At 47.6% G+C, this 21,562-nt stretch carries 22 protein-coding genes; 3 read left to right on the top strand and 19 right to left on the bottom strand.

Annotation, left to right across the window (positions count from 1 at the left end; all coding sequences use genetic code 11):
* Position 1: 1 nt before the first annotated feature.
* The 16 genes from acpS to C2745_RS02090 form a co-directional block, all read right to left on the bottom strand.
* Positions 2–394 carry a holo-ACP synthase gene (acpS, locus tag C2745_RS02165; RefSeq protein ID WP_215384725.1) on the bottom strand — a complete coding sequence of 131 codons (393 nt, stop codon included), beginning with the start codon at positions 392–394 and terminating at the stop codon, positions 2–4.
* Between the two features lie 27 nt (positions 395–421).
* The gene (gene pdxJ, locus C2745_RS02160; RefSeq protein WP_215384723.1) at positions 422–1,165 is read right to left on the bottom strand and encodes a pyridoxine 5'-phosphate synthase; all 744 of its coding nucleotides are present in this window, start codon (positions 1,163–1,165) and stop codon (positions 422–424) included.
* 12 nt (positions 1,166–1,177) lie between these two features.
* Complete coding sequence (gene recO, locus C2745_RS02155) at positions 1,178–1,912, bottom strand: DNA repair protein RecO (RefSeq protein WP_215384721.1); 735 nt, start codon at positions 1,910–1,912, stop codon at positions 1,178–1,180.
* Positions 1,913–1,917: 5 nt separating this feature from the next.
* Positions 1,918–2,811 carry a GTPase Era gene (gene era, locus C2745_RS02150; protein ID WP_216861128.1) on the bottom strand — a complete coding sequence of 298 codons (894 nt, stop codon included), beginning with the start codon at positions 2,809–2,811 and terminating at the stop codon, positions 1,918–1,920.
* A 44-nt stretch (positions 2,812–2,855) separates the two neighbouring features.
* Positions 2,856–3,647 (bottom strand): ribonuclease III, encoded by a 792-nt coding sequence (gene rnc, locus C2745_RS02145; protein ID WP_215384719.1) that lies wholly within the window; start codon positions 3,645–3,647, stop codon positions 2,856–2,858.
* A 5-nt stretch (positions 3,648–3,652) separates the two neighbouring features.
* Positions 3,653–4,459 carry a signal peptidase I gene (gene lepB / locus C2745_RS02140; RefSeq protein WP_215384717.1) on the bottom strand — a complete coding sequence of 269 codons (807 nt, stop codon included), beginning with the start codon at positions 4,457–4,459 and terminating at the stop codon, positions 3,653–3,655.
* Positions 4,459–6,264, bottom strand: a complete 1,806-nt coding sequence (lepA, locus tag C2745_RS02135; protein ID WP_215384715.1) for a translation elongation factor 4 — start codon at positions 6,262–6,264, stop codon at positions 4,459–4,461. Before lepA ends, lepB begins: the two co-directional genes overlap by 1 nt.
* Before the next feature lie 136 nt (positions 6,265–6,400).
* Complete coding sequence (locus C2745_RS02130; protein ID WP_215384713.1) at positions 6,401–7,849, bottom strand: DegQ family serine endoprotease; 1,449 nt, start codon at positions 7,847–7,849, stop codon at positions 6,401–6,403.
* Between the two features lie 50 nt (positions 7,850–7,899).
* The gene (gene fabF, locus C2745_RS02125; protein ID WP_215384711.1) at positions 7,900–9,147 is read right to left on the bottom strand and encodes a beta-ketoacyl-ACP synthase II; all 1,248 of its coding nucleotides are present in this window, start codon (positions 9,145–9,147) and stop codon (positions 7,900–7,902) included.
* A gap of 21 nt (positions 9,148–9,168) precedes the next feature.
* Positions 9,169–9,408, bottom strand: a complete 240-nt coding sequence (acpP, locus tag C2745_RS02120; protein WP_062311190.1) for an acyl carrier protein — start codon at positions 9,406–9,408, stop codon at positions 9,169–9,171.
* Between the two features lie 102 nt (positions 9,409–9,510).
* The gene (gene fabG, locus C2745_RS02115; protein WP_215384710.1) at positions 9,511–10,254 is read right to left on the bottom strand and encodes a 3-oxoacyl-ACP reductase FabG; all 744 of its coding nucleotides are present in this window, start codon (positions 10,252–10,254) and stop codon (positions 9,511–9,513) included.
* Positions 10,255–10,305: 51 nt separating this feature from the next.
* Positions 10,306–11,241 carry an ACP S-malonyltransferase gene (gene fabD, locus C2745_RS02110; protein WP_215384708.1) on the bottom strand — a complete coding sequence of 312 codons (936 nt, stop codon included), beginning with the start codon at positions 11,239–11,241 and terminating at the stop codon, positions 10,306–10,308.
* 55 nt (positions 11,242–11,296) lie between these two features.
* On the bottom strand, positions 11,297–12,283 hold the full coding sequence (locus tag C2745_RS02105) for a beta-ketoacyl-ACP synthase III (RefSeq protein ID WP_215384706.1): 987 nt from the start codon (positions 12,281–12,283) through the stop codon (positions 11,297–11,299).
* On the bottom strand, positions 12,280–13,293 hold the full coding sequence (plsX, locus tag C2745_RS02100) for a phosphate acyltransferase PlsX (protein ID WP_215385572.1): 1,014 nt from the start codon (positions 13,291–13,293) through the stop codon (positions 12,280–12,282). Before plsX ends, C2745_RS02105 begins: the two co-directional genes overlap by 4 nt.
* A gap of 83 nt (positions 13,294–13,376) precedes the next feature.
* Positions 13,377–13,556: a 50S ribosomal protein L32 gene (gene rpmF, locus C2745_RS02095; protein ID WP_011902241.1), complete on the bottom strand. Its 180-nt coding sequence runs from the start codon at positions 13,554–13,556 to the stop codon at positions 13,377–13,379.
* Between the two features lie 105 nt (positions 13,557–13,661).
* A complete protein-coding gene (locus C2745_RS02090) occupies positions 13,662–14,237 on the bottom strand; it encodes a DUF177 domain-containing protein (protein ID WP_215384704.1) in 576 nt (191 codons plus the stop codon).
* A gap of 43 nt (positions 14,238–14,280) precedes the next feature.
* Here C2745_RS02090 and C2745_RS02085 point away from each other — a divergent pair, with 43 nt between their 5' ends.
* Both C2745_RS02085 and C2745_RS02080 read left to right on the top strand, forming a co-directional pair.
* Entirely contained in the window at positions 14,281–14,898 is a 618-nt protein-coding gene (locus tag C2745_RS02085) for a Maf family nucleotide pyrophosphatase (protein WP_215384702.1), read from the top strand.
* A gap of 27 nt (positions 14,899–14,925) precedes the next feature.
* Positions 14,926–15,696 (top strand): SAM-dependent methyltransferase, encoded by a 771-nt coding sequence (locus C2745_RS02080; RefSeq protein ID WP_215384701.1) that lies wholly within the window; start codon positions 14,926–14,928, stop codon positions 15,694–15,696.
* Positions 15,697–15,732: 36 nt separating this feature from the next.
* Here the strand turns inward: C2745_RS02080 and sppA are convergent, their stop codons facing one another.
* The 3 genes from sppA to C2745_RS02065 are packed head-to-tail and all read right to left on the bottom strand — an operon-like array spanning position 15,733 to position 18,426.
* Positions 15,733–16,680 carry a signal peptide peptidase SppA gene (gene sppA / locus C2745_RS02075; RefSeq protein WP_215384699.1) on the bottom strand — a complete coding sequence of 316 codons (948 nt, stop codon included), beginning with the start codon at positions 16,678–16,680 and terminating at the stop codon, positions 15,733–15,735.
* A gap of 56 nt (positions 16,681–16,736) precedes the next feature.
* Positions 16,737–17,411: an HAD-IA family hydrolase gene (locus C2745_RS02070; RefSeq protein WP_215384698.1), complete on the bottom strand. Its 675-nt coding sequence runs from the start codon at positions 17,409–17,411 to the stop codon at positions 16,737–16,739.
* Positions 17,395–18,426 carry an RluA family pseudouridine synthase gene (locus tag C2745_RS02065; protein WP_215384696.1) on the bottom strand — a complete coding sequence of 344 codons (1,032 nt, stop codon included), beginning with the start codon at positions 18,424–18,426 and terminating at the stop codon, positions 17,395–17,397. Before C2745_RS02065 ends, C2745_RS02070 begins: the two co-directional genes overlap by 17 nt.
* A gap of 465 nt (positions 18,427–18,891) precedes the next feature.
* Between C2745_RS02065 and C2745_RS02060 the strand changes: the two genes are divergently transcribed.
* Positions 18,892–21,546, top strand: a complete 2,655-nt coding sequence (locus C2745_RS02060; RefSeq protein WP_215384694.1) for an Rne/Rng family ribonuclease — start codon at positions 18,892–18,894, stop codon at positions 21,544–21,546.
* Positions 21,547–21,562: the final 16 nt, after the last annotated feature.

Here is a 21,562-nt window from a genome sequence, read left to right as displayed (position 1 = left end):
CTTATTTTTGCGTAACAATGACGTGCGCAATTGCCATATCCTGCTCATCACTCACTGTGACATGAGCTTCCCAATCCTTCTCCTGCATGAAGTCGGCTAAAGCACCCAGGTACGAAGTAACTGGTTTACCGCTGGATTCATTTAAGGTTTGAAGGGAGCGCCAAGTCATCGGCATTCTCATCCCCAATCCAATTGCTTTTGAAAATGCTTCTTTGGCAGCAAAACGGGTTGCCAAAAAGGCGATGCCCCGTTTGTGATTTCTAGCAAGGCGATGCTTGAACACCAACATCTCATCAGGCCCTAGAATCTTTTCAGCAAGTCGGCCATTGGTGCGATCGTAAGCAGCTTGTAAGCGCTCAATCTGCAGAATGTCTGTGCCGATACCGATGATCATTTTTGATTTTGTAACTATTTAGCGTTCTTAAGAGTTTGCTCTTCCCTGAGCCATCAGGGCTTTCATGTCAACAATCGCTTTTTGCCAACCTTTAAACAAAGCCTCAGCAACGATGGCATGACCAATATTGAGCTCGGATAATTCAGCAATGGCAGCAATAGGTTTTACATTACCCTCATGCAAACCATGGCCAGCATTCACTCTCATGCCAATACTTTTTCCAAATATTGTCGCCTTACGAATGCGCTCTAGCTCCTTGACTTGATCGACGCCAGATAAATCTGCATAACGCCCAGTATGCAACTCCACTACGGTTGCGCCTACATCTTTTGCAGCCTGAATTTGCTTTTCTTCTGGATCAATAAACAAAGACACCCGAATACCAGCATCAATTAATTTCTTAGTGGCGGCTTTAACCGCCTCGAAGTGACCCAAGACATCTAGGCCACCTTCTGTTGTTACCTCTTCACGCTTCTCGGGGACCAAGCAGACATCATGAGGTTTTACTTGGCATGCGATATCAATCATCTCAGGGGTGACTGCGCATTCAAGATTCATACGGGTTTTAATGAGCGGACGCAAAGCTAATAAATCGGCATCCTTAATATGGCGACGATCTTCCCGCAAATGCAGAGTGATCAGATCTGCGCCAGCCTCTTCAGCCAATCTTGCAGCCTTCAATGGATCGGGATAAATCGTTCCCCTTGCATTGCGCAAGGTAGCGACGTGGTCGATATTGATGCCAAGTTCTAAAGCGTGCGGGGATGTCATCTGTGTAGATTACTAGATTTTCTTCAAATCAATCAAAATTTGACGGGTAGTCAACACCTGATCTTGCAAATGCAGACCAAGGAGAAATCGCATCAATTGCTTACTCTCAGAAAGTGTCTCTGGATCAGAAAAATCACCGACAGCAATGGCCAGGAGCGACTTTCCAGTTAATACAGGCCAATGTCCTGGATCATCCACCTGTACAGGACGTACGCCACGCTCAGGCTGATAGACATACTGCTGCTGAGCTTCCGGAGCTTCGTTGGTCTCAACACAGCGATCCAAGGCAGCGGCATAACCTGTCTCTTGTAATAAAGACAACTCAAATGGCCGCAGAATTTCTTCTAAGCCCTTAGATTCAAATTCTAGATTCGATAAAGCATTAATTGTTTCTGCATAGCGATCGTAGAGTTTTTCATAATCATCCTCGCGCGCCAAAAACTTGACTAATAGCTCATTGAGATAAAAACCGCACAGAAGGGCATCGCCCACTAGGGATGGCATACCACCCACCCATTCGGATTTTGTTAATGTGCGCAGCTCAGATTTACCACTCCAAGAAACTAGCAAAGGCTGAAAGCGCTGCAGGACTGGACGCAATGTGGAATGTGGACGCTTTGCACCCTTAGCAATTAAAGCCATACGGCCATATTGCCGAGTAAAGACATCCAGAATTAAGCTGGTCTCTTTATAGGGAATGCTATGCAATACAAAAGCAGGTTCGTCAGCAACACGAATCGAGGCCATTAAATTTATTCCAGACCCTGAGCCCGCAATTCAGCGCGATCATCTGCCCAGCCACGCTTCACTTTGACCCAAGTCTCTAAAAAGACTTTGCCATCAAAGAGCTTTTCCATATCAATACGCGCATCCGTGGAGATCTTCTTTAATCGCTCACCTTTTTGACCAATGATCATGGCTTTGTGACTATCGCGATCCACCAAAATCGTTGCCGCAATGCGACGCATTTTGCCGTCCATCTTGAACTGATCAATCACTACGGTGCTGGTGTAAGGCAACTCTTCACCGGTAAAGCGGAATACTTTTTCACGCAGAATTTCAGCGGCTAAGAAGCGTTCACTGCGGTCGGTAATAGTATCGCCATCGTAGACAGCTGGCGCCTCAGGAAGATAGCCCTCAAGCACATCTAGCAATCTTTCGATATCGCCAGGACTTTTAGCGCTCATCGGCACGATTTCAGCAAACTCACATTTTTGATCTTCGTGGCCGCCCAATTCACACCAAGGACGGGCCATATCTTTAATAAAGTTCAACAAAGCTTGGTCACGCTCTGATGGAGTCTGAAAACGGCTATTAAACAAGTCCAGCTTATTGAGCACCAGCACAACAGGCAAGTCGTCCGGAAGTAGCTTCAATACTTTTTTATCATCTTCACCAAAGTAACCCGCCTCAACCACAAAGCACGCCACATTCACATCTTGCAAAGCAGTGGTTACAGTACGATTCAGTGCCTTGTTCAAGGTATTCATAAGGCGCGTCTGAAAACCCGGTGTATCGATAAAGATGAACTGGGCTTCTTCACGATTCTGAATACCCAAAATACGATGACGGGTAGTTTGCGCCTTGCGAGAAGTAATGCTGATCTTCTGGCCAACCAACGCATTTAAGAGTGTTGATTTACCCATATTAGGACGCCCAACAATGGCGATAGTGCCGCATCTAAACACGATTAGCCCTTCAGCTTAAGATTGAACTGCTCTTCGGTTACTTCTTTTTTAGCCGCTTTCTTTTTGGCTGACCGAGTCTTCTTGGGTTTGCGAGATTCTTGTGGCAATGCTTTTAGCATGGCAATCAAAGCCAGTTTTGCTGCTGCTTGCTCTGCAGCGCGGCGTGAAGCACCCTCACCTTTTACAGCCACTTTATGACTTGGAATCAAACACTCCACTTCAAACTGCTGATTGTGTGCGGCTCCAGTGGTGCCGGTAACGTTATAAGCCGGCAGCGGCAATTGATAACTTTGCAAACACTCTTGCAATAGCGTTTTGTCATCTTTACCTAAAGTCTTAGGATCAACATTGGCCAAAATAATTGAATACAACTTGCGCAAGCAAATCTTGGCAGCCTCAAAGCCACCGTCCATAAAGATGGCGCCAGTAACAGCCTCTAAAGTATCAGCCAAAATCGAAGGGCGACGAAAGCCACCGCTCTTGAGTTCACCTTCGCCTAAGCGTAGGTAATCTGATAAAGATAAAGTTTGAGCGATTTCATATAAGGCTTGCTGCTTTACCAAATTAGCGCGCACCCTGGAGAGGTCACCCTCGTCCAAATCTGAGTAACGCTCGTAGAGCATTTCAGCAACAACGCAATTCAAAATAGAGTCGCCTAAAAACTCAAGGCGCTCATTATTCTTTTTACTATGACTACGATGAGTTAGCGCCTGATTAAGCAACTCTGGCTTTTTAAAGACATAGCCAAGGCGCTCTTGCAGTGGTGCGGTATCAATGACAGCGCGCGCGTTCATAATGTTTATTCGAATCCGCCAATGCGACGCAAATTACCCAGGTTCAGCCATACAAAGAAGGCTTTACCAACAATGTTCTTGTCGGGCACAAAGCCCCAATAACGCGAGTCTGCACTGTTATCCCGGTTATCGCCCATGGCAAAGTAATGGCCAGCAGGAACCTTGCAGGTTAATCCGGATGGCTGGTACTGACAGAACTCAGCCCCTGGAAAACGCTCAGTTGGAAACACGGTAGCTGGACGATCTGGATCATTCAAAATCTCATGGCGATTGCCGCCCAAGTCCGCAGGGAAAGTTTCAGTGAAGCGCTTGGCATAGCGCATATTTTCGGGATCGAGGTAAGGCTCTCCACCGCTATATTGCAAGGCCTGCCCATTGATGGTGAGGCGTTTATTTTCATACGTGATTTCATCACCAGGCAGAGCTACTACACGCTTAATGTAATCAACGGACTCATCGCGTGGGTAACGGAACACAACAACATCACCGCGTTTGGGTGAGCCAAGATCGACTACTTTTTGATTAATCACTGGCAAACGAATTCCATAAGTGAATTTGTTCACCAGAATAAAGTCGCCAATTTGCAATGTCGGAATCATCGAGCCAGACGGAATCTTGAACGGCTCCACAATAAAAGAGCGCAATACAAATACTGCGCAAATCACTGGGAAGAAGCCGGCCGTGTATTCGAGCCACAAAGGCATACGGTCGATGCCCGCTAAACGTCTCTTAGGCGCAAAGACCAGCTTGTCAGCAACCCAAGCAATACCAGAAAGAATTACCAGAATAAAAAGGATGAGGGCGAAGTTCATTAATCCTCCACCTGCAAAATAGCCAAGAAGGCTTCTTGTGGAATCTCCACGTTACCAACCTGCTTCATGCGCTTCTTACCTTCTTTTTGTTTCTCTAGCAATTTGCGCTTACGGGAGATGTCACCGCCATAACACTTGGCCAAGACGTTTTTACGTAAAGCCTTGACGTTTTCACGTGCAACGATATTGCTGCCGATTGCAGCCTGAATAGCGACATCAAACATTTGACGAGGAATAATGCCGCGCATCTTAGCAACTACCTCACGACCACGATGCTGGCTGTTGCTTCTATGTACGATCACTGAGAGGGCATCTACCCGCTCACTATTAATGAGGATGTCGACCTTCACTACATCTGCTGGACGATATTCTTTGAACTCGTAGTCCATTGAGGCATAACCACGTGAGATGGATTTCATCTTGTCAAAGAAGTCCAAAACAATCTCCGCCATTGGCAGCTCATAAGTGAGCTTGACCTGACGACCGAGGTAATTCATATCCATCTGAATGCCGCGCTTACCCACGCACAAGGTGATGATTGCACCCACATACTCTTGGGGCATATACAAATTGACCGTCACGATAGGCTCAAGAATCGTATTGATCTTGCTGGCCTCTGGCATCTTTGACGGATTATCGACGGACACAATCGTGCCATCGGATTGCTCTACTTGGTACACCACCGTTGGCGCGGTAGTAATGAGATTCATGCCGTACTGACGTTCTAAGCGCTCTTGCACAATCTCCATGTGCAGCAAACCCAAGAAACCGCAGCGGAATCCAAAACCAAGAGCCTGAGATACCTCTGGCTCATACAAGAGTGAAGCATCGTTTAGCTGCAACTTTTCTAATGATTCGCGCAGCTGATCGTATTCACTCGACTCCACTGGATACAAACCAGCAAAAACTTGAGGCTTCACTTCTTTAAAACCTGGCAAAGGTTCAGCAGCAGGCACACGACCTTGTTGCCCAGGAGAATGCGTAACCGTATCACCCACCTTAGCAGCTTTTAATTCTTTAATACCAGCAATCACAAAGCCTACTTGACCGGCAGACAACTCTGGACGATCCACCGACTTCGGACTAAACACGCCGACGTGCTCGACCAAATGGCTTGAACCATTTGCCATTAAGGTAATTTTTTCTTTTGGCTTCAAGGTGCCATTAACTACACGTATCAGCATGACAACGCCAACGTAGTTGTCAAACCAGGAATCAATAATCAATGCTTGCAATGGATCTGTCGCGCTGCCTTGCGGTGGCGGCACCTTAGCAATCATTTCTTCGATGACATCCTCAACACCCAGGCCCGTTTTGGCTGAGCAGGTTACCGCTTCCGAGGCATCAATGCCGATCACATCTTCAATTTCTTTTTTGGCGCGATCAGGATCAGCTTGCGGCAAGTCAATCTTATTGAGGACCGGCACAACTTCGACACCAAGCTCAAGGGCCATGTAACAGTTAGCGACGGTTTGAGCTTCAACACCTTGGCTTGCATCCACCACCAGCAATGCGCCTTCACAAGCAGACAAAGAGCGACTCACTTCATAAGAAAAGTCGACGTGCCCCGGGGTATCAATCAGATTAATGTTGTAAATCTTGCCGTCTTTGGCTTTGTAATTTAAAGCTGCAGTCTGCGCTTTAATGGTGATACCACGCTCACGCTCAATATCCATTGAGTCGAGAACTTGAGCTTCCATTTCGCGATCAGAAAGACCGCCACAAAGTTGAATAATGCGATCAGCAAGCGTGGATTTGCCGTGATCGATATGGGCGATGATAGAAAAATTGCGGATTAAATCCATAGCGTCTTAATAGGTCATTCAAAAAACGCCTTGTCAGAACGCACCACAATGATGCGCTGCAAAAAGTCGTCTTAAAGTGATTGTAATGGGTGGCGCCCAAAAGACGCCTAACCCCATTTTTAAGCCCAAATTAGGGTTATTTCGGCCTGACCGGGATGACCAAGGTGCTATCTGCGCGGCGGATAAAGACCGGAACGGCCTTGTTGGCGTCCAAACCCTTCACCAGGGACTCAAACTGCTTCACGCCCGTAATATCGGCATCTGCAATCCGAATAATGACGTCCCCAGGACGAATACCAGCCCTAGCCAAGGGCCCATCACCCAAGCCGGTGACCTCAACCCCACCCTTGATATTCAAATCCTTCTTTTTGGCGTCCGAGACATCGCTCACTGCCACTCCAAAAGCATTGACGCTAGCGCCATTACTTGGGGATGCATCTGGTTTTTTACTGGCTGATGCAGAAGCATCTGTATCGATGACCGTCACCGATAAATCACGAGTCGAACCTTTACGCCAAATTTGAACGTTGGCAGTTGTGCCTGGCTTAGTCTCTCCAACCACCCGAGGCAAATCAGTTGACTTAGAAATATCGCGCCCGCTAAAACTCAAAATGACATCGCCAGACTCAATGCCACCTACGGCAGCAGGACCACCTGGTTCAACATTGCGCACATAGGCGCCGCGAGGTTTACCCAAACCCAAACTCTCGGCCACTTCTTTTGTCATTTCACCTAAAGCAACACCAATGCGACCACGAGTCATTTTTCCGTTAGTACGCAATTGATCTGCAACTCGCATTGCCTCATCAATTGGAATCGCAAATGAAATCCCCATGTAGCCGCCAGAGCGACTAAAGATTTGTGAGTTGATGCCAATGACTTGACCTGCGGTATTTAACAGTGGGCCTCCAGAGTTTCCTGGGTTGACTGCAACGTCAGTTTGTATGAAGGGTAAGTAGTCACCTGTGTCGCGGCTCTTTGCAGAGACAATGCCTGCAGTCACCGTATTCTCAAGGCCAAATGGAGAACCAATCGCAAGAACCCATTCACCAACACGCACTCTAGAAGAATCTCCCAGCGGCAATCTTGGTAAATCGCGTGCTTCAATTTTGAGAACTGCTACGTCAGTACGCTTATCCATACCCAACAACTTCGCTTTAAATTCGCGCTTGTCTGTTAAGGTCACGTAGATGGTAGTAGCACTTTCAACTACGTGTGCATTCGTCAAAATCAAACCATTCGATTCAATAATGAAACCTGAGCCTACGCCACGATCTGCTTCTTGTGGTTTGCCTGGGCTTGGTTGCGCTTGCTTTGGTCCATTTGGAATTCCTGGAATCGGAACACCAAAGAAACGACGAAAGAATTCAGCTTGGTCTTCAGGCATTCCTGGGATGCCGCCTTGAGTCTGTTGTACTGCAACTTTTTCAGTGGTCCGAATATTTACTACCGCTGGACTGGCGCGCTCAACCAAATCGGCAAAATCAGGAATTGTTACCCGAGGATTTTGTGCAGATGCAGTTGGAATAAATGTGACTTGCCCCAGACTCAAAATAGCCAAGAGCGCAATAAAGTGCTTTTTCATAATGCTATAGACCTACTTGGTGAAAACCAACGATGAAGATAAAGAGAATATTAGGTCAATTTGCCGAAAATCAAGGTACCGTTAGTACCCCCAAAGCCAAAATTGTTTTTGACTGCATGGTCAATCTTCACGTCCCTAGCAGTATTGGCGCAGTAGTCCAAGTCACACTCAGGATCTTGATTGAAGATGTTGATAGTAGGCGGTGATTTCTGGTTATGAAGAGCCAGAATTGTGAAAACAGACTCCAAGCCGCCAGCGCCGCCCAAAAGGTGGCCCGTCATGGACTTGGTGGAGTTGATTAAAGCCTTTTTAGCGTGATCACCCAAAGCTGCTTTGATTGCTTCGGTTTCATTCTTGTCACCAAGCGGTGTAGAAGTTCCGTGAGCATTTAAATACTGAATTTGATCTGGATTCAATTTAGCGTCACGCATTGCATTAACCATGCAACGGCGTGGGCCATCCATATTTGGTGCAGTCATGTGATACGCATCGCCACTCATGCCAAAGCCAAGCAGTTCGCAATAAATTTTTGCGCCACGTGCCTTGGCATGCTCATACTCTTCGAGTACCACTACACCAGCACCTTCGCCAAGAACAAAACCATCGCGATCTTTATCCCAAGGACGTGATGCAGTTGCAGGATCATCATTACGTGTTGATAAGGCTCTTGCAGAAGCAAAGCCGCCAACACCTAAGGCAGAAATAGTTGATTCAGCGCCACCAGCAACCATGACGTCAGCATCACCATACTGAATTAAACGCGCAGCTAATCCGATGCTGTGTAAACCAGTAGTACAGGCAGTCACTGCAGCTACGTTCGGACCTTTAAGGCCAAACAAAATACTGAGGTGGCCAGAAATCATATTAATGATTGAGCCCGGAACAAAGAATGGCGAGATGCGACGAGGGCCACGAGCTAAAAGCTCTGCACCGGTCTCCTCAATCATTGGCAAGCCGCCAATGCCAGAGCCAACCATTACGCCAACACGCTCGGCGTTTTGCTCGGTAATCTCTAGACCGCTGTCGCGAATAGCTTGCGTACCAGCAGCAATGCCGTAATGGATAAAGGTATCCATATGGCGCGCTTCTTTAGCAGAAACATATTCTTCAACATTGAAATCTTTCACCTCTCCAGCGAAATGAACGCTAAGCGGAGTGTGGTCAAACTTCGTGATGGTAGCGATGCCTGATTTGCCCGCGAGCAAATTAGACCAAGCTACATCAACTGAATTACCAACAGGTGAGATGAGACCAAGGCCGGTAACTACTACCCGGCGTCGGCCATTTGATGCTGACACAGTAATACCTAGGCTAGGGAATTAACCCTGAGCTTTTGATTTAGCGAAGTCGATCGCGAGCTGAACTGTAGTGATCTTTTCAGCTTCCTCATCAGGAATTTCGATGCCGAATTCATCTTCCAAAGCCATAACCAGCTCAACAGTGTCAAGAGAGTCAGCGCCCAAGTCGTTCACAAAAGAAGATTCATTTTTGATCTCTGCTTCTGCGACGCCTAATTGCTCAGCGACGATTTTCTTAACGCGTTGTTCGATGTTGTCCATTAATTTCCCCAGGGGTTGTAAAAAACGATGAAAAGGATTTTATCAGTTTGGCGGACCGAATTAGCAAATTCGCCGAAAAATGACCAAATCCTCGCTTTGCCGTTAGGCTAAATAGAGCCCGCCATTGACGTGTAGGGTATTCCCCGTAATGTATCCAGCGGCTGGAGAGGCTAAAAATGCCACCGCTTGGGCCACATCCTCAGGACTACCCAGTCTAGCTAACGGAATGTTCACTTTTAGGGCGTTTTGCTGCTCTTCGCTCAGGGCGCGTGTCATATCGGTATCAATAAATCCAGGGGCAACGCAGTTCACGGTGATATTCCGACTGCCAATTTCACGAGCTAAAGCACGGGTCATACCAGAAACACCCGCTTTTGCAGCAGCGTAGTTGGCTTGGCCAGGATTGCCCATATGACCCACAATTGAAGTGATATTAATAATGCGGCCACCACGAGCCTTCATCATTGGACGCATAACCGCTTGTGACAGGCGGAAAACTGAACTTAAGTTGGTGTCGATTACATCCGTCCACTCATCACCCTTCATGCGCATTGCTAAGTTATCGCGAGTGATGCCAGCGTTGTTAACCAAAATATTGATGCCGCCATACTCTTTAACAATTAAATCAATAATTTCTTCGCAAGCGTTCGGCGCAGTCACATTCAATACTTTGCCGGCACCGCCCGATGCTTTTAAGCGCTCATCAATTGCTTTTGCTCCACTTTCGGAGGTAGCAGTACCAATCACTTTTGCGCCGCACTTTACTAACTCATCCGCAATCGCCTGCCCGATACCCCGTGAGGCGCCAGTTACCAAGGCAATTTGTCCACTTAAGTCGAGATTCATATTTGTCTTCCGCTGTTCTTTTTGTTTCTTTAGATTTCTTTTATCTAGATTTTATTTAAGACTTGCTAGAACTTCAATCAAGCTAGCTTCATCAAATACTGGCACACCGGTAACTTGATCATTAATGCGCTTAGTTAAGCCAGCCAATACTTTGCCAGGACCGCACTCCACTACCTGCGTGATACCTTGCCCAGCCATAGCCTGGATGGTTTCTTGCCAACGCACTGGTTTCGCAGCTTGGCGCACCAATGCATCTTTAATCGCAGCAGGATCATTCAAGATTTCTACATCTACGTTATTGATCACGGGAATAATTGGGGCTTTAAATTCGATATTTGCCAAGTAGCCTTTGAGTTTTTCAGAGGCTGGTTGCAATAGAGATGAATGGAACGGCGCAGAAACTGGTAAAGGCAAAGCTCGCTTAGCGCCAGCAGCTTTTAATAGCTCACACGCTTTAGCAACAGCATCACTAGCACCTGCAATCACCACTTGTCCTGGTGCATTGAAATTTACCGCCTCTACAACACCACCAGAGGCAGCACTAGCTTCAGCACAAACTTTAATGACAGTTGCATCATCTAAACCCAAAATGGCAGCCATACCGCCAGTACCAACCGGCACCGCAGTTTGCATTGCCTCTGCACGAAAGCGCACCAATGGCACGGCATCCTTAAATGAAATTACGCCTGATGCTACTAATGCTGAGTACTCGCCAAGACTATGACCAGCCATGACCTTAGGGGCAGAACCACCAGCAGCTAACCAAGCACGATAAAACGCTACAGCAGCAGTCAACATAACTGGCTGAGTATTGGTAGTCAAGGACAAAGCCTCAGCAGGACCTTCAGCAATTAATTTAGCAACGTCTTCACCCAAGGCTTCAGAAGCTTCTTGTAATGTTGCGCGCACTTCTGGGCGCTCAGAAATCGAATTGAGCATGCCCACTGATTGGGAACCTTGGCCTGGGAATACAAATGCAAATGTCATGAGATTAATTCGCTAAATAAGAAACTAATAAATGAATAAAAGAAATAATAAGTTCTTAATACTTGAGTGCAACCGCGCCCCAAGCAAATCCGCCGCCAACACCCTCTAATAAGAGATGTTGACCACGTTGAATTTGGCCAGAACGCACGCCAGCATCTAGCGCCAATGGGATGGATGCCGCAGAAGTGTTGCCATGCTCATGGACTGTCACAATGACTTTATCCATGGACATACCCATCTTCTTAGCAGTCCCTTCCATGATGCGGATATTGGCTTGGTGTGGCACCAACCAATCGATTTGCTCTGGCTTAAGGTTGGCCTTCTCAAGTGCTTCGTGCGCTACTTGTTCCAATACCTTCACAGCCAATTTAAATACCGCCTGACCATCCATGGTCATAAATGGGGAACCATGTACCTTGCCATTACCAGATCGTCCTGGGACACACAAGATATCCCGCTGACTTCCATCAGCATGCAATGCAGTAGACAGAATGCCAGCTTCTTTTGAAGCCTCAAGCACCACTGCGCCAGCGCCATCGCCAAATAAAACACAAGTGCCACGATCTTGGAAATCTAGGATGCGCGAAAAAGTTTCTGCACCAATGACTAATACTTTTTTATAGGTTGCAGAACGAATAAACGCATCAGCAATAGCGAGTGCATATGTGAAACCAGCACATACCGCCTGGACATCAAAAGCAGCGCAAGAAGTGTGTGCGCCCAACTTATCTTGCACTACACAAGCAGTACTTGGAAAGCCGCCCAAATGATCTGGCGTAGAAGTAGCCAAAATAATGAGGTCCAAATCTTCAGAAGTAATGCCGGCGCTCACCAAAGCAGCTTGCGCAGCTTTCACAGCGAGATCGCTAGTGAGTTCATTTTCAGCAGCAAAGTGACGCGCAGAGATACCGCTACGAGTGGTAATCCACTCATCACTGGTTTCCAAACCTGTCTTAGCTAAGCGTTCAACCAAATCCTGGTTTGTTAAACGCATTTCCGGAAGATAGCTTCCAGTTCCGGCGATTCTTGCAAAGATGCTCATACTTTTGTCTCCACCACAAAGGCTGCAGCAATACGTTCCACCATGCGATTTTTAGCCGCCTCATAAGCGCGATCTAAGGCAAAACCAAACGCAAAGCGATCAGCAGATCCATGGCTCTTAATGACGCAGCCACGTAAACCCAACAATACCGCACCGTTATAACGACGATGATCAACACGCTTGCGCACTCTAAGCAAAGGCACCATTGCGCAAATAGCCATCAATTTAGTTAGCAACGAACGATTAAATTCTTCACGAATCATGCCGCTCATCATTTTTGCTAAACCTTCGCTTGCCTTGAGAACGACGTTACCAACAAACCCGTCGCACACCACAATATCGGTTGTACCTTTAAAAATATCGTTGCCTTCTACGTTGCCGTAAAAGTTTAAATTGGTTTGACGTAAAAGTTCGCTAGTCTGCTTAACAACTTCATTGCCTTTAATGACTTCTTCGCCAATATTCAGGAGGCCAATTGAAGGATTCTGTTTGCCATCAACAACTTGCACCATGACGTTTGCCATCTGAGCAAATTGAACCAAGTGCATTGGCTCACAGTCTGCATTTGCACCGAGATCCAACATAGTGGTACCGCGCCCCAACTCATTAGGAATGGCAGTAGCAATGGCCGGACGATCAACGCCCTCAAGGGTTTTCAGGATGTAGCGAGAAATCGCCATCAACGCACCGGTATTGCCGGAAGAGATCACTGCATCAGCAGCGCCCTCTTTCACTTGCTCAATCGCAACGCGCATTGAAGAATCTTTTTTACGACGCAAAGCCACCTCGATGGGATCATCCATCAACACAACTTCACTCGCGGGAATAATTTGAATTCGCTCCATCGGAGCTTTTGGGGATTTACTCAAGACTTGCTTGATTAAATCGGGATCACCCACCAAGGCAATCTTCACATCAGAATGTTTTTCTAAAAAATCGCAGGCAGCTGGAACCGTCACGACAACTCCATGATCTCCGCCCATGGCATCAATAGCAAGAGTAACGCTCATAAACTCATTGATTGCTGCAAGTGATTTATCCAAGAAAAAAGCGGCTTTTACTGGAGCCGCTTCTATCTGTTTTGACTAAAAAATTAGTCGTTTTTGGTTTTAACAACTTTACGACCACGATAGTAGCCGTTTGGTGAAATGTGGTGGCGCAAATGAGCCTCACCAGTTGTGGCTTCAACAGCCGTAGCAGGTGCGGTCAAAAAGTCGTGCGCACGATGCATGCCACGTTTGGAAGGTGATTTTTTGTTTTGTTGAACGGCCATATTGAACTCCTAAGCAAGGCGACATTCTAGCATGGAAAAGCATGTAAATGCTTGATTTATCGACAAACCGCACTCAAAACAACAGCTAAAACAGAACTCCTGATTTCAGTTTTTCTTCATATTTTTCAATATGTTAAAGGGATTTTCACGCTCATTTGAAGCCTCTTCCACCCCCTCATCGCCAAAGGTTGAGGCGTGAGGCTCACAAAATCCATCTGGGTGCTTAGGAATCAAGGGTAAAGACAGCAAAATCTCATCCTCTATAGTTTCTAGGAGGTTGAAATGCTGACTAACGACCAGCGGCTCTTGCTCCTCATCCTCCAGGGGATGGGAATCAGCCTCCTCTTCTGTAGCGACCAGGATAAATCGGCGACTTTCGTCAAAATCTACCGCGCAATCCTGCAAACAGCGCTGGCAAACTAGGTGAAGGCGTCCTTTTAGACCCAAATCCAGTATTTGGCGTGGCTCACTACCTGGAGAATCCTCAAAATGGGTTCTTACGGACCAATCAAAGCCGTCCCCAGGGTTGATGGCAGAAGCCTCCTCAGCCACCCTTGGCAAATCTGGGATGCTTAAAAAACCAGACCCTGTGTAGGATTGGGGGGCGCAAAAATCCACCTTTTTTAAAGCGCTGGGCTCGGCAGATAGTTCGACTTGAGGTAAAACTTGATTACGATTCATAGCATCAGTCTAAATGAAGGCGCACTAGAAAGCACAGCTAAACATGAGTACCTCCACCAATGCGTCCCAAAACCCAAGCCTCATCTTGGCTTCTACATCCAAATATCGTCGCGAACTTTTAGAGCGTCTGCGCATTCCATTTGAAGTGATTTCACCAAAGGTAGATGAGACACCGCTCACCGGCGAAAGCACTCTTGATTTAGCGCTTCGTCTCGCACAAGCTAAAGCAGCGGCTGTTGCAAAAGATCATCCACATGCCTGGGTGATTGGCTCCGATCAAGTGGCAGATCTTTGTGGTGCCGCTATTGGCAAACCAGGAAATTTTGAAAGGGCATTAGCCCAACTACAACTGATGCGTGGTCAAACAGTGATTTTCCAAACAGCGCTGTGCCTAATGAAGGGTGATACGCAAACTACATTGTGCGTTCCTACTGAAGTAACTTTTCGCAAACTTCCCGATAGTGTTTTGGAATCCTACTTGCTTGCAGAAGAACCTTATGATTGCGCAGGTAGCGCTAAGTCAGAAGGCCTTGGAGTCAGCCTGCTCGAGTCTATTAAGAGTGACGACCCCACTGCGTTAATTGGCTTACCGCTTATTGCTTTAACCGGCTTATTGCGTGATGCAGGTTTTGCAATCCCGCCAAAAAATACTCAGCAGTAAAAAAGCAATCAACAGAAAACATCATTCATGACAAAGCTTGGCACCCTATATTTGATTCCTAACACCTTAGGTGATGATGCACGTGTCGAGCAATTGCCATGGGTGCTTCCCAGCGAAACTATTGCGCAATCAGCGAAGCTAAAACACTGGATTGTGGAAGACGCAAAAACAGCGCGTGCATTGTTAAAAGCAATTGATAGCGTTTCTCCATTAGCCTGCACTATTCAAGAAATGCAAATGAGTGAGTGGCGCGGTGCCGCACGAAATGCAAAGTATGGAGATGCAGTAAAGCCAGCGGACTTACTCAAACCATTGCTTGCTGGCAATGATATGGGCCTCATGTCTGAGGCTGGCGTACCCGGCGTGGCAGATCCTGGCGCAGAGCTAGTGTTAGCGGCACATAAACTTGGTGCACAAGTTAAACCGCTGGTTGGCCCCAGCTCCATCTTGCTCGGTCTGATGGCGAGCGGTTTAAATGGGCAACGTTTTGCATTTCAGGGTTACTTACCGCACGACACCCATGAGCGCACAACTAAACTAAAACAGCTTGAGATTGAATCTCGTAAATTACAGCAAACTCAAATTTGGATTGAGACGCCCTATCGCAATACTGCGATGCTGATGGCCTGTTTAAATTCTTTAGCGCCACAAAGCTTGCTTTGTCTTGGCGTAGATCTGAGTCTGAAATCTGAAATGATTACAACGCTGTCGATTGCGGACTGGCGCAAGCGCTATCCGAATGAAGCTGCATGCGCCTCATTACAAAATAGGCCAACTGTATTTCTACTGTTGGCCTAACTTGATGGACTCTGTTGAGCTCTGATTTTTACTGGCTTACTTGAGGTCTGGTGTTTTTACTAAAGCCTTACCAGCCGCAGCACCAGCCTCCGCACCAAAGCGCTTAGCAACACGCTCCGCAAAGTTTTCTTTCATGGTGTAGTCAAGCACATCTGGCGCCTTGAAAACATCACGCGCCACTGTATCCACTGTGCCGTAGCCATCCACTAAACCAATCTTCACCGCTTGCTCGCCGTTCCAAATGCGGCCAGAGAATAAATCAGCAGATTCTTTTAAGCGAGCACCACGTCCTTCTTTCACTACCGCAATAAATTGCTGATGAATTTCATCAATCATGGTTTTGACCATTTCAACTTGCTTGGGATCTTCTTTGCTAAATGGATCCATCATGCCCTTGTTCGAGCCCGCAGTAATCATGCGACGTGTGACGCCCAACTTATCCATTAAACCGGTAAAGCCAAAGCCCTCCATGATGACGCCGATAGATCCAACCAGGCTCGCTTTATCCACCAAGATTTGATCGGCAGCAACAGCAACGTAATAACCACCCGAGGCGCAAATATCTTCAACTACGACATAGAACGGCTTATTGGGATACAACTTACGCAAGCGGTGAATTTCATCATTGATCATTCCAGCCTGAACTGGAGAGCCGCCAGGACTATTGATTCTCATGACAACACCAGCACTATGCTCGTTTTCAAATGCAGCTACCAATGAGGAATTGATGTCCATGGCATTAGCCATTGAACTAGATGAAATCTCACCCTCTAGCGTTACCAAAGCAGTGTGCTTTTCCATATTCATGCCACGACCTGGCAAATGAAAATCAAATACAGACAGCAGGACAGCGACAATCACTAACAAAGTGAGGATGCGCAATACCACCCTCCAGCGACGCGCTTTGCGTGTCTCCTTTAAATTCTCTAATAACAAATGCTCAAGAGCTTGACGCTCCCAATTCGGATTTGGGTTGTTTTCCATCTTTGTTTCCTTTGTTTCCTTTGCTTACCTGCTTACTTGCTAATTCAATTACTACATTACAAATTCTGTTTAAGCCATTGCGCAAGTTCAGCAACATCATTGACGTGCGCCAATGACTGCGAGGTCTTGAGCGTTTCAGGTGGATGCGCCCCATAGGTAACCGCTACCGCATCGACACCAGCATTAGCTGCCATATCCAAGTCATGAGTGGTATCGCCAATCATGAGCATGCGACGGGTAGGAACCTGCGTGACATCTGATAACTCCAACAGCATCCCGGGATGCGGCTTAGAAAATGATTCGTCTGCCGTGCGTGTTTCATGAAAAAGATGCCCAATTTGATGGTGCTTCAAAGAGCGATCTAGACCCACGCGAGATTTGCCAGTTGCTACTCCCAATAAATACTGATCATCGCGGAGTTTTTCTAGTAATTCACGAATGCCAACAAAGAGATCCAACTCATGATCTTTTGCCAAGTAGTGATAGCGAAAACGATCGGTGAGTTTTTGAAAATGAATCGGCTCAATCCACGGCACCGCTCTTCGCAAGGAATCCTGAATACCCAAACCAATCACCGAGCTCGCCAAAGTATCGTCTGGCGCCTTGAACCCTAAATCACGGCATGCTTGCTGAATACAATGCACGATGGTTGGCGTGGAATCCATAATGGTTCCATCCCAGTCCCACACAATCAGGTCATAGCGGCGATCTGCTTTATTCACTGGAGACATCTTGAGTTGATGGTGGGAAGTTTTTCATCATGGCCGCAAACTCTGATGGCAGCGGCGACTCAATACGCATCTTTTCACCAGTGCGTGGATGAGTAAAGCCGGCAAGATGGGCATGCAGATACAAACGCTTTGATTTAATCAATTTGTCTAAGTCTTCAAAGCCGTATTTATCGTCACCCAAAATGGCGTGCCCTAACTTTTGTAGATGCACCCGAATCTGATGGGTACGACCAGTCTTTAATTGCGCCTCAGCCAATGTAATAGCTGCATCTTCTCGCTTCATGGACTTGATGACGCGCAAAGCAGTATGGCTTGGCAACCCATCTGGGTCGACACGAACACGGCGCTCTCCATTGGGCAGCAGATATTTATGCAATGGGTATTTGAGTTGCATAACCTGCGCACCTTGCACAATTTCACCATGTGCAAGCAAGTAATAACGCTTATCAGTTTGACCTTCACGAATTTGGCGATGCAACTCCACCAAGGCGCTACGCTTTTTTGCCAACAACAAAACACCAGAGGTATCTCGATCCAAGCGATGCACTAACTCCAAGAACTTGAGCTCAGGACGGGTAATCCGCAAAGTTTCAATAACACCCAGCGCAATTCCGGAACCACCATGCACAGCTAATCCGGCAGGTTTATCTACTATTAAGAGTGCCTCGTCCTCAAAAAGGATAGGCATTTTGTCAGAATAGCCTCGCGCCCGAGATTTGGTTTGGGCGGTATTAACGGCCGCCATTTGGGATGGCTCAGCAATCCGGACTGGGGGCAAACGGACCACATCACCCTCAATGAGGCGAGTTGTGGGTTCTGCCCGTTTTTTATTCACCCGCACCTCGCCAGACCGAATAATTCGGTAAACATGGCTTTTAGGAACCCCTTTGGCCCAACGCAATAGATAGTTATCTAAGCGCTGGCCAGCCTCTTCCGGGCCAATAGTCTGCAAATGGACTGCGGCTGGGGCTTTAGTTAGGGCTGCTTTTGGCTTGGATACTGGGTCGGGTTTCATGATTTATCTCTCTGGCCACCTCGACAGAGGATGACAAGGGACTCAACGATACCCCATTGTCATTCAACTTGTGCCGTATAATCAACGCTCTAGCCAATTTATTGGCCCGAGACCAACCTGAAGTCAGGTTTGAATCGTGGAGCTTGGAGTCGCCCTTTAATAGACTCCCGGGGTTGCCCCTCCCCCGTTGTAATGAGGCGCAGGGTTGGTGTGCCGTATGCCGCGACCCGCGATTAGAAGACAGTTTTCAGGCGCGCGCCTGCATTGATGACCTAAAGGAGGTCTCTGCGGCGATCGTCAAGTGTGGCACCGAATTAACCAAGCGTTAACTTGGTGAACTAAGCAAAAAATGCTTAGATTTGCATGATCCACACTCATAAACCGCCTTAGGCTCAGTCCTAAGTGGTTCTTAACTTGTCCCCTAACGCTAGCGCGCAACGACGCCCTCCCCCATAGGAGAGTGTTATGAAACGCATGTTGTTTAATGCAACTCAACAAGAAGAGTTGCGAGTTGCCATCGTTGATGGTCAAAAACTCATTGATATTGATATCGAAGCTGCCGGTCGTGAACAACGCAAAGGCAATATCTACAAAGGTGTTATTACCCGCATTGAACCCTCCCTGGAGGCTTGCTTTGTCAATTACGGTGAAGAACGCCACGGCTTTTTACCATTCAAGGAAGTAGCCCGTAGTTACTTTAAAGAGGGCATCGACGTCCGCAATGCATCCATTAAGGATGCCTTACGCGAAGGTCAAGAAATCATTGTTCAGGTAGAAAAAGAAGAGCGCGGCCAAAAAGGCGCCGCCCTCACCTCCTTTATCTCCCTGGCAGGCCGTTATTTGGTATTGATGCCAAATAACCCACGTGGAGGTGGCGTATCCCGCCGTATTGAGGGTGAAGATCGTCAAGAACTCCGTGAAGCCATGTCTCAATTAGAAGTAGCTGATGGTATGAGCATCATCGCTCGTACCGCAGGTATTGGTCGCGATGCTACTGAATTGCAATGGGACTTAAGTTACCTCATGCAATTGTGGAAAGCGATTGATGAAGCCGCCAAAGGCAACTCAGCGCCGCTATTGATCTACCTCGAATCTAGCTTAGTAATTCGTGCTATTCGCGATTACTTCCAGCCAGATATTGGCGAGATCCTCATCGATACCGATGACATCTACGAACAAGCTGCAGCATTTATGTCTGTGGTGATGCCTGACAATTTGCCAAGAGTAAAGCGCTATCACGATGATGTGCCTTTGTTCTCACGCTTCCAAATTGAGCACCAAATTGAAACTGCGTACTCACGTACTGTGCCATTGCCATCTGGCGGCGCAATCGTGATCGACCACACTGAAGCTTTGGTTTCTGTAGACGTCAACTCTGCACGCGCAACCCGTGGCTCTGATATTGAAGAGACTGCTACTCGCACCAACTTAGAAGCTGCTGATGAAATCGCCCGTCAAGCACGTTTACGTGACTTGGGTGGCCTGATCGTGATCGACTTCATTGATATGGAATCGAGCAAAGCACAGAAAGATGTTGAGAATCGTTTGCGCGATGCGCTGCGCCATGACCGTGCACGCGTTCAGATGGGCAAGATCTCCAAATTTGGTTTGATGGAAATGTCCCGCCAACGTTTGCGCCCAGCCCTGTCTGAAGGCAGCCATGTAACCTGTCCACGTTGTAACGGCACTGGCCACATCCGTGATACCGAATCCTCTGCACTGCAAGTTCTGCGCATCATCCAAGAAGAGGCAATGAAAGAGAACACAGCAGCTATTCATACTCAGGTTCCAGTCGAAGTGGCTGCGTTCCTCTTGAATGAAAAACGTGCTGAAGTTATTAAGATCGAGACTCGCTTCAAAGTGAACGTCTTGATGGTTCCAAACAAGCACCTAGAAACACCGCATTACAAGTTAGAGCGTTTGCGTCACGATGACCCACGTCTGGATGATCAAAAAGCCAGCTACGTCATGGCTGAAGAAGCTGCTCGCGAACTCGAGACAGACACAACGGTTAGCAAAAAAGATGCTGACGTTAAAGTGCGTCCTGAAGCTGCAGTAAAAGGCATTACACCAACTCAACCCGCACCAATTAGCCAGCCACGCCCTGCGCGCGCTGAAAAAGCGGCGACCGAAAGCTCTGGTGGTTTCTTTGGCTTTATCAAGAAGCTTTTCTCCTCATCTCCAGCGGTAGAAGAGAAACCAGCACCAAGTAATAATCGTGGTCGTAATCAAGGCCGCAATGGTGGTGATCGCAACCGCGGTCGCAATCGTCGCGGTGAGCGCAACGGTGATCGCGCTGAGCGTCCGGCAGCAAATGCAGCCGAAGGTGCAGCTACTGAAGGCGGCAATAACAACCGTAACGGCAATCGTAATAACCGTAACGGCAATCGCAACCAAAATGGTCCTAAACCAGAGCGTCAAGAAGGCAATCGCAACCAAGCTAACCCAGCCGCTGTAACTCCAGCTACTGAAGCAGCTCCAGGCAGTGAAGCCACTCCTGGCGCCGAAGGCGAAGAGCGTCGCGGTCGTGGTCGCAATCGTCGCGGTCGTGGTCGTGGACAACGTGGTGAGCGCACTGAGAATGGCGAAGCAAATAACAATGTAGCGCCTGCATCAGCTAACACTTCAACAACTGTATCAGCCAGTCCATTTACAGGCCCTCCTGTTGGCATGGCTGGTGTGTCTGCATCAATGCCGATTCAGAACATTGCCAACAGTTTTGGCAATGCAAAACCTGCTGCAGAAAAGCATGAGCGACAAGAGCGTGCGCCGCGTGCTCCACGTCAATCAAATCGTCCTGCACAAGAATCTACTCCTGCTGCATCAACTCCAGCGCCAGTTGCGGCAGTTGCAGCTCCGGTAGAAGTCATTGCTAAGCCTGCACCCGAACTTCCAAAAGTTGCCTTCCAGGCACTTGAAGAAACGCCTTTGCATAGCGTTGTACAGTCTGCCGGAATGATCTGGGTAGCTACTGATTCATCCAAACATGCTGAAGCACAAAGTCAGATTCAGGCGGAACCAGCTGCTCACAACTTAGGCAGAGCGCCTAAGCCTGCTGCCAGCCTTCCTGATGGCCCTATGGTTTTAGTTGAAACCGGCGGCCAAGAAAAAACGGTTTAAGCCATCTAAAGCTTTT

Source organism: Polynucleobacter sp. AP-Kolm-20A-A1 (assembly GCF_018688315.1).
Lineage (GTDB): Bacteria > Pseudomonadota > Gammaproteobacteria > Burkholderiales > Burkholderiaceae > Polynucleobacter.
Note: the sequence above shows the minus strand (reverse complement) of the source record. Positions and strands in the feature narration are given on the sequence as shown.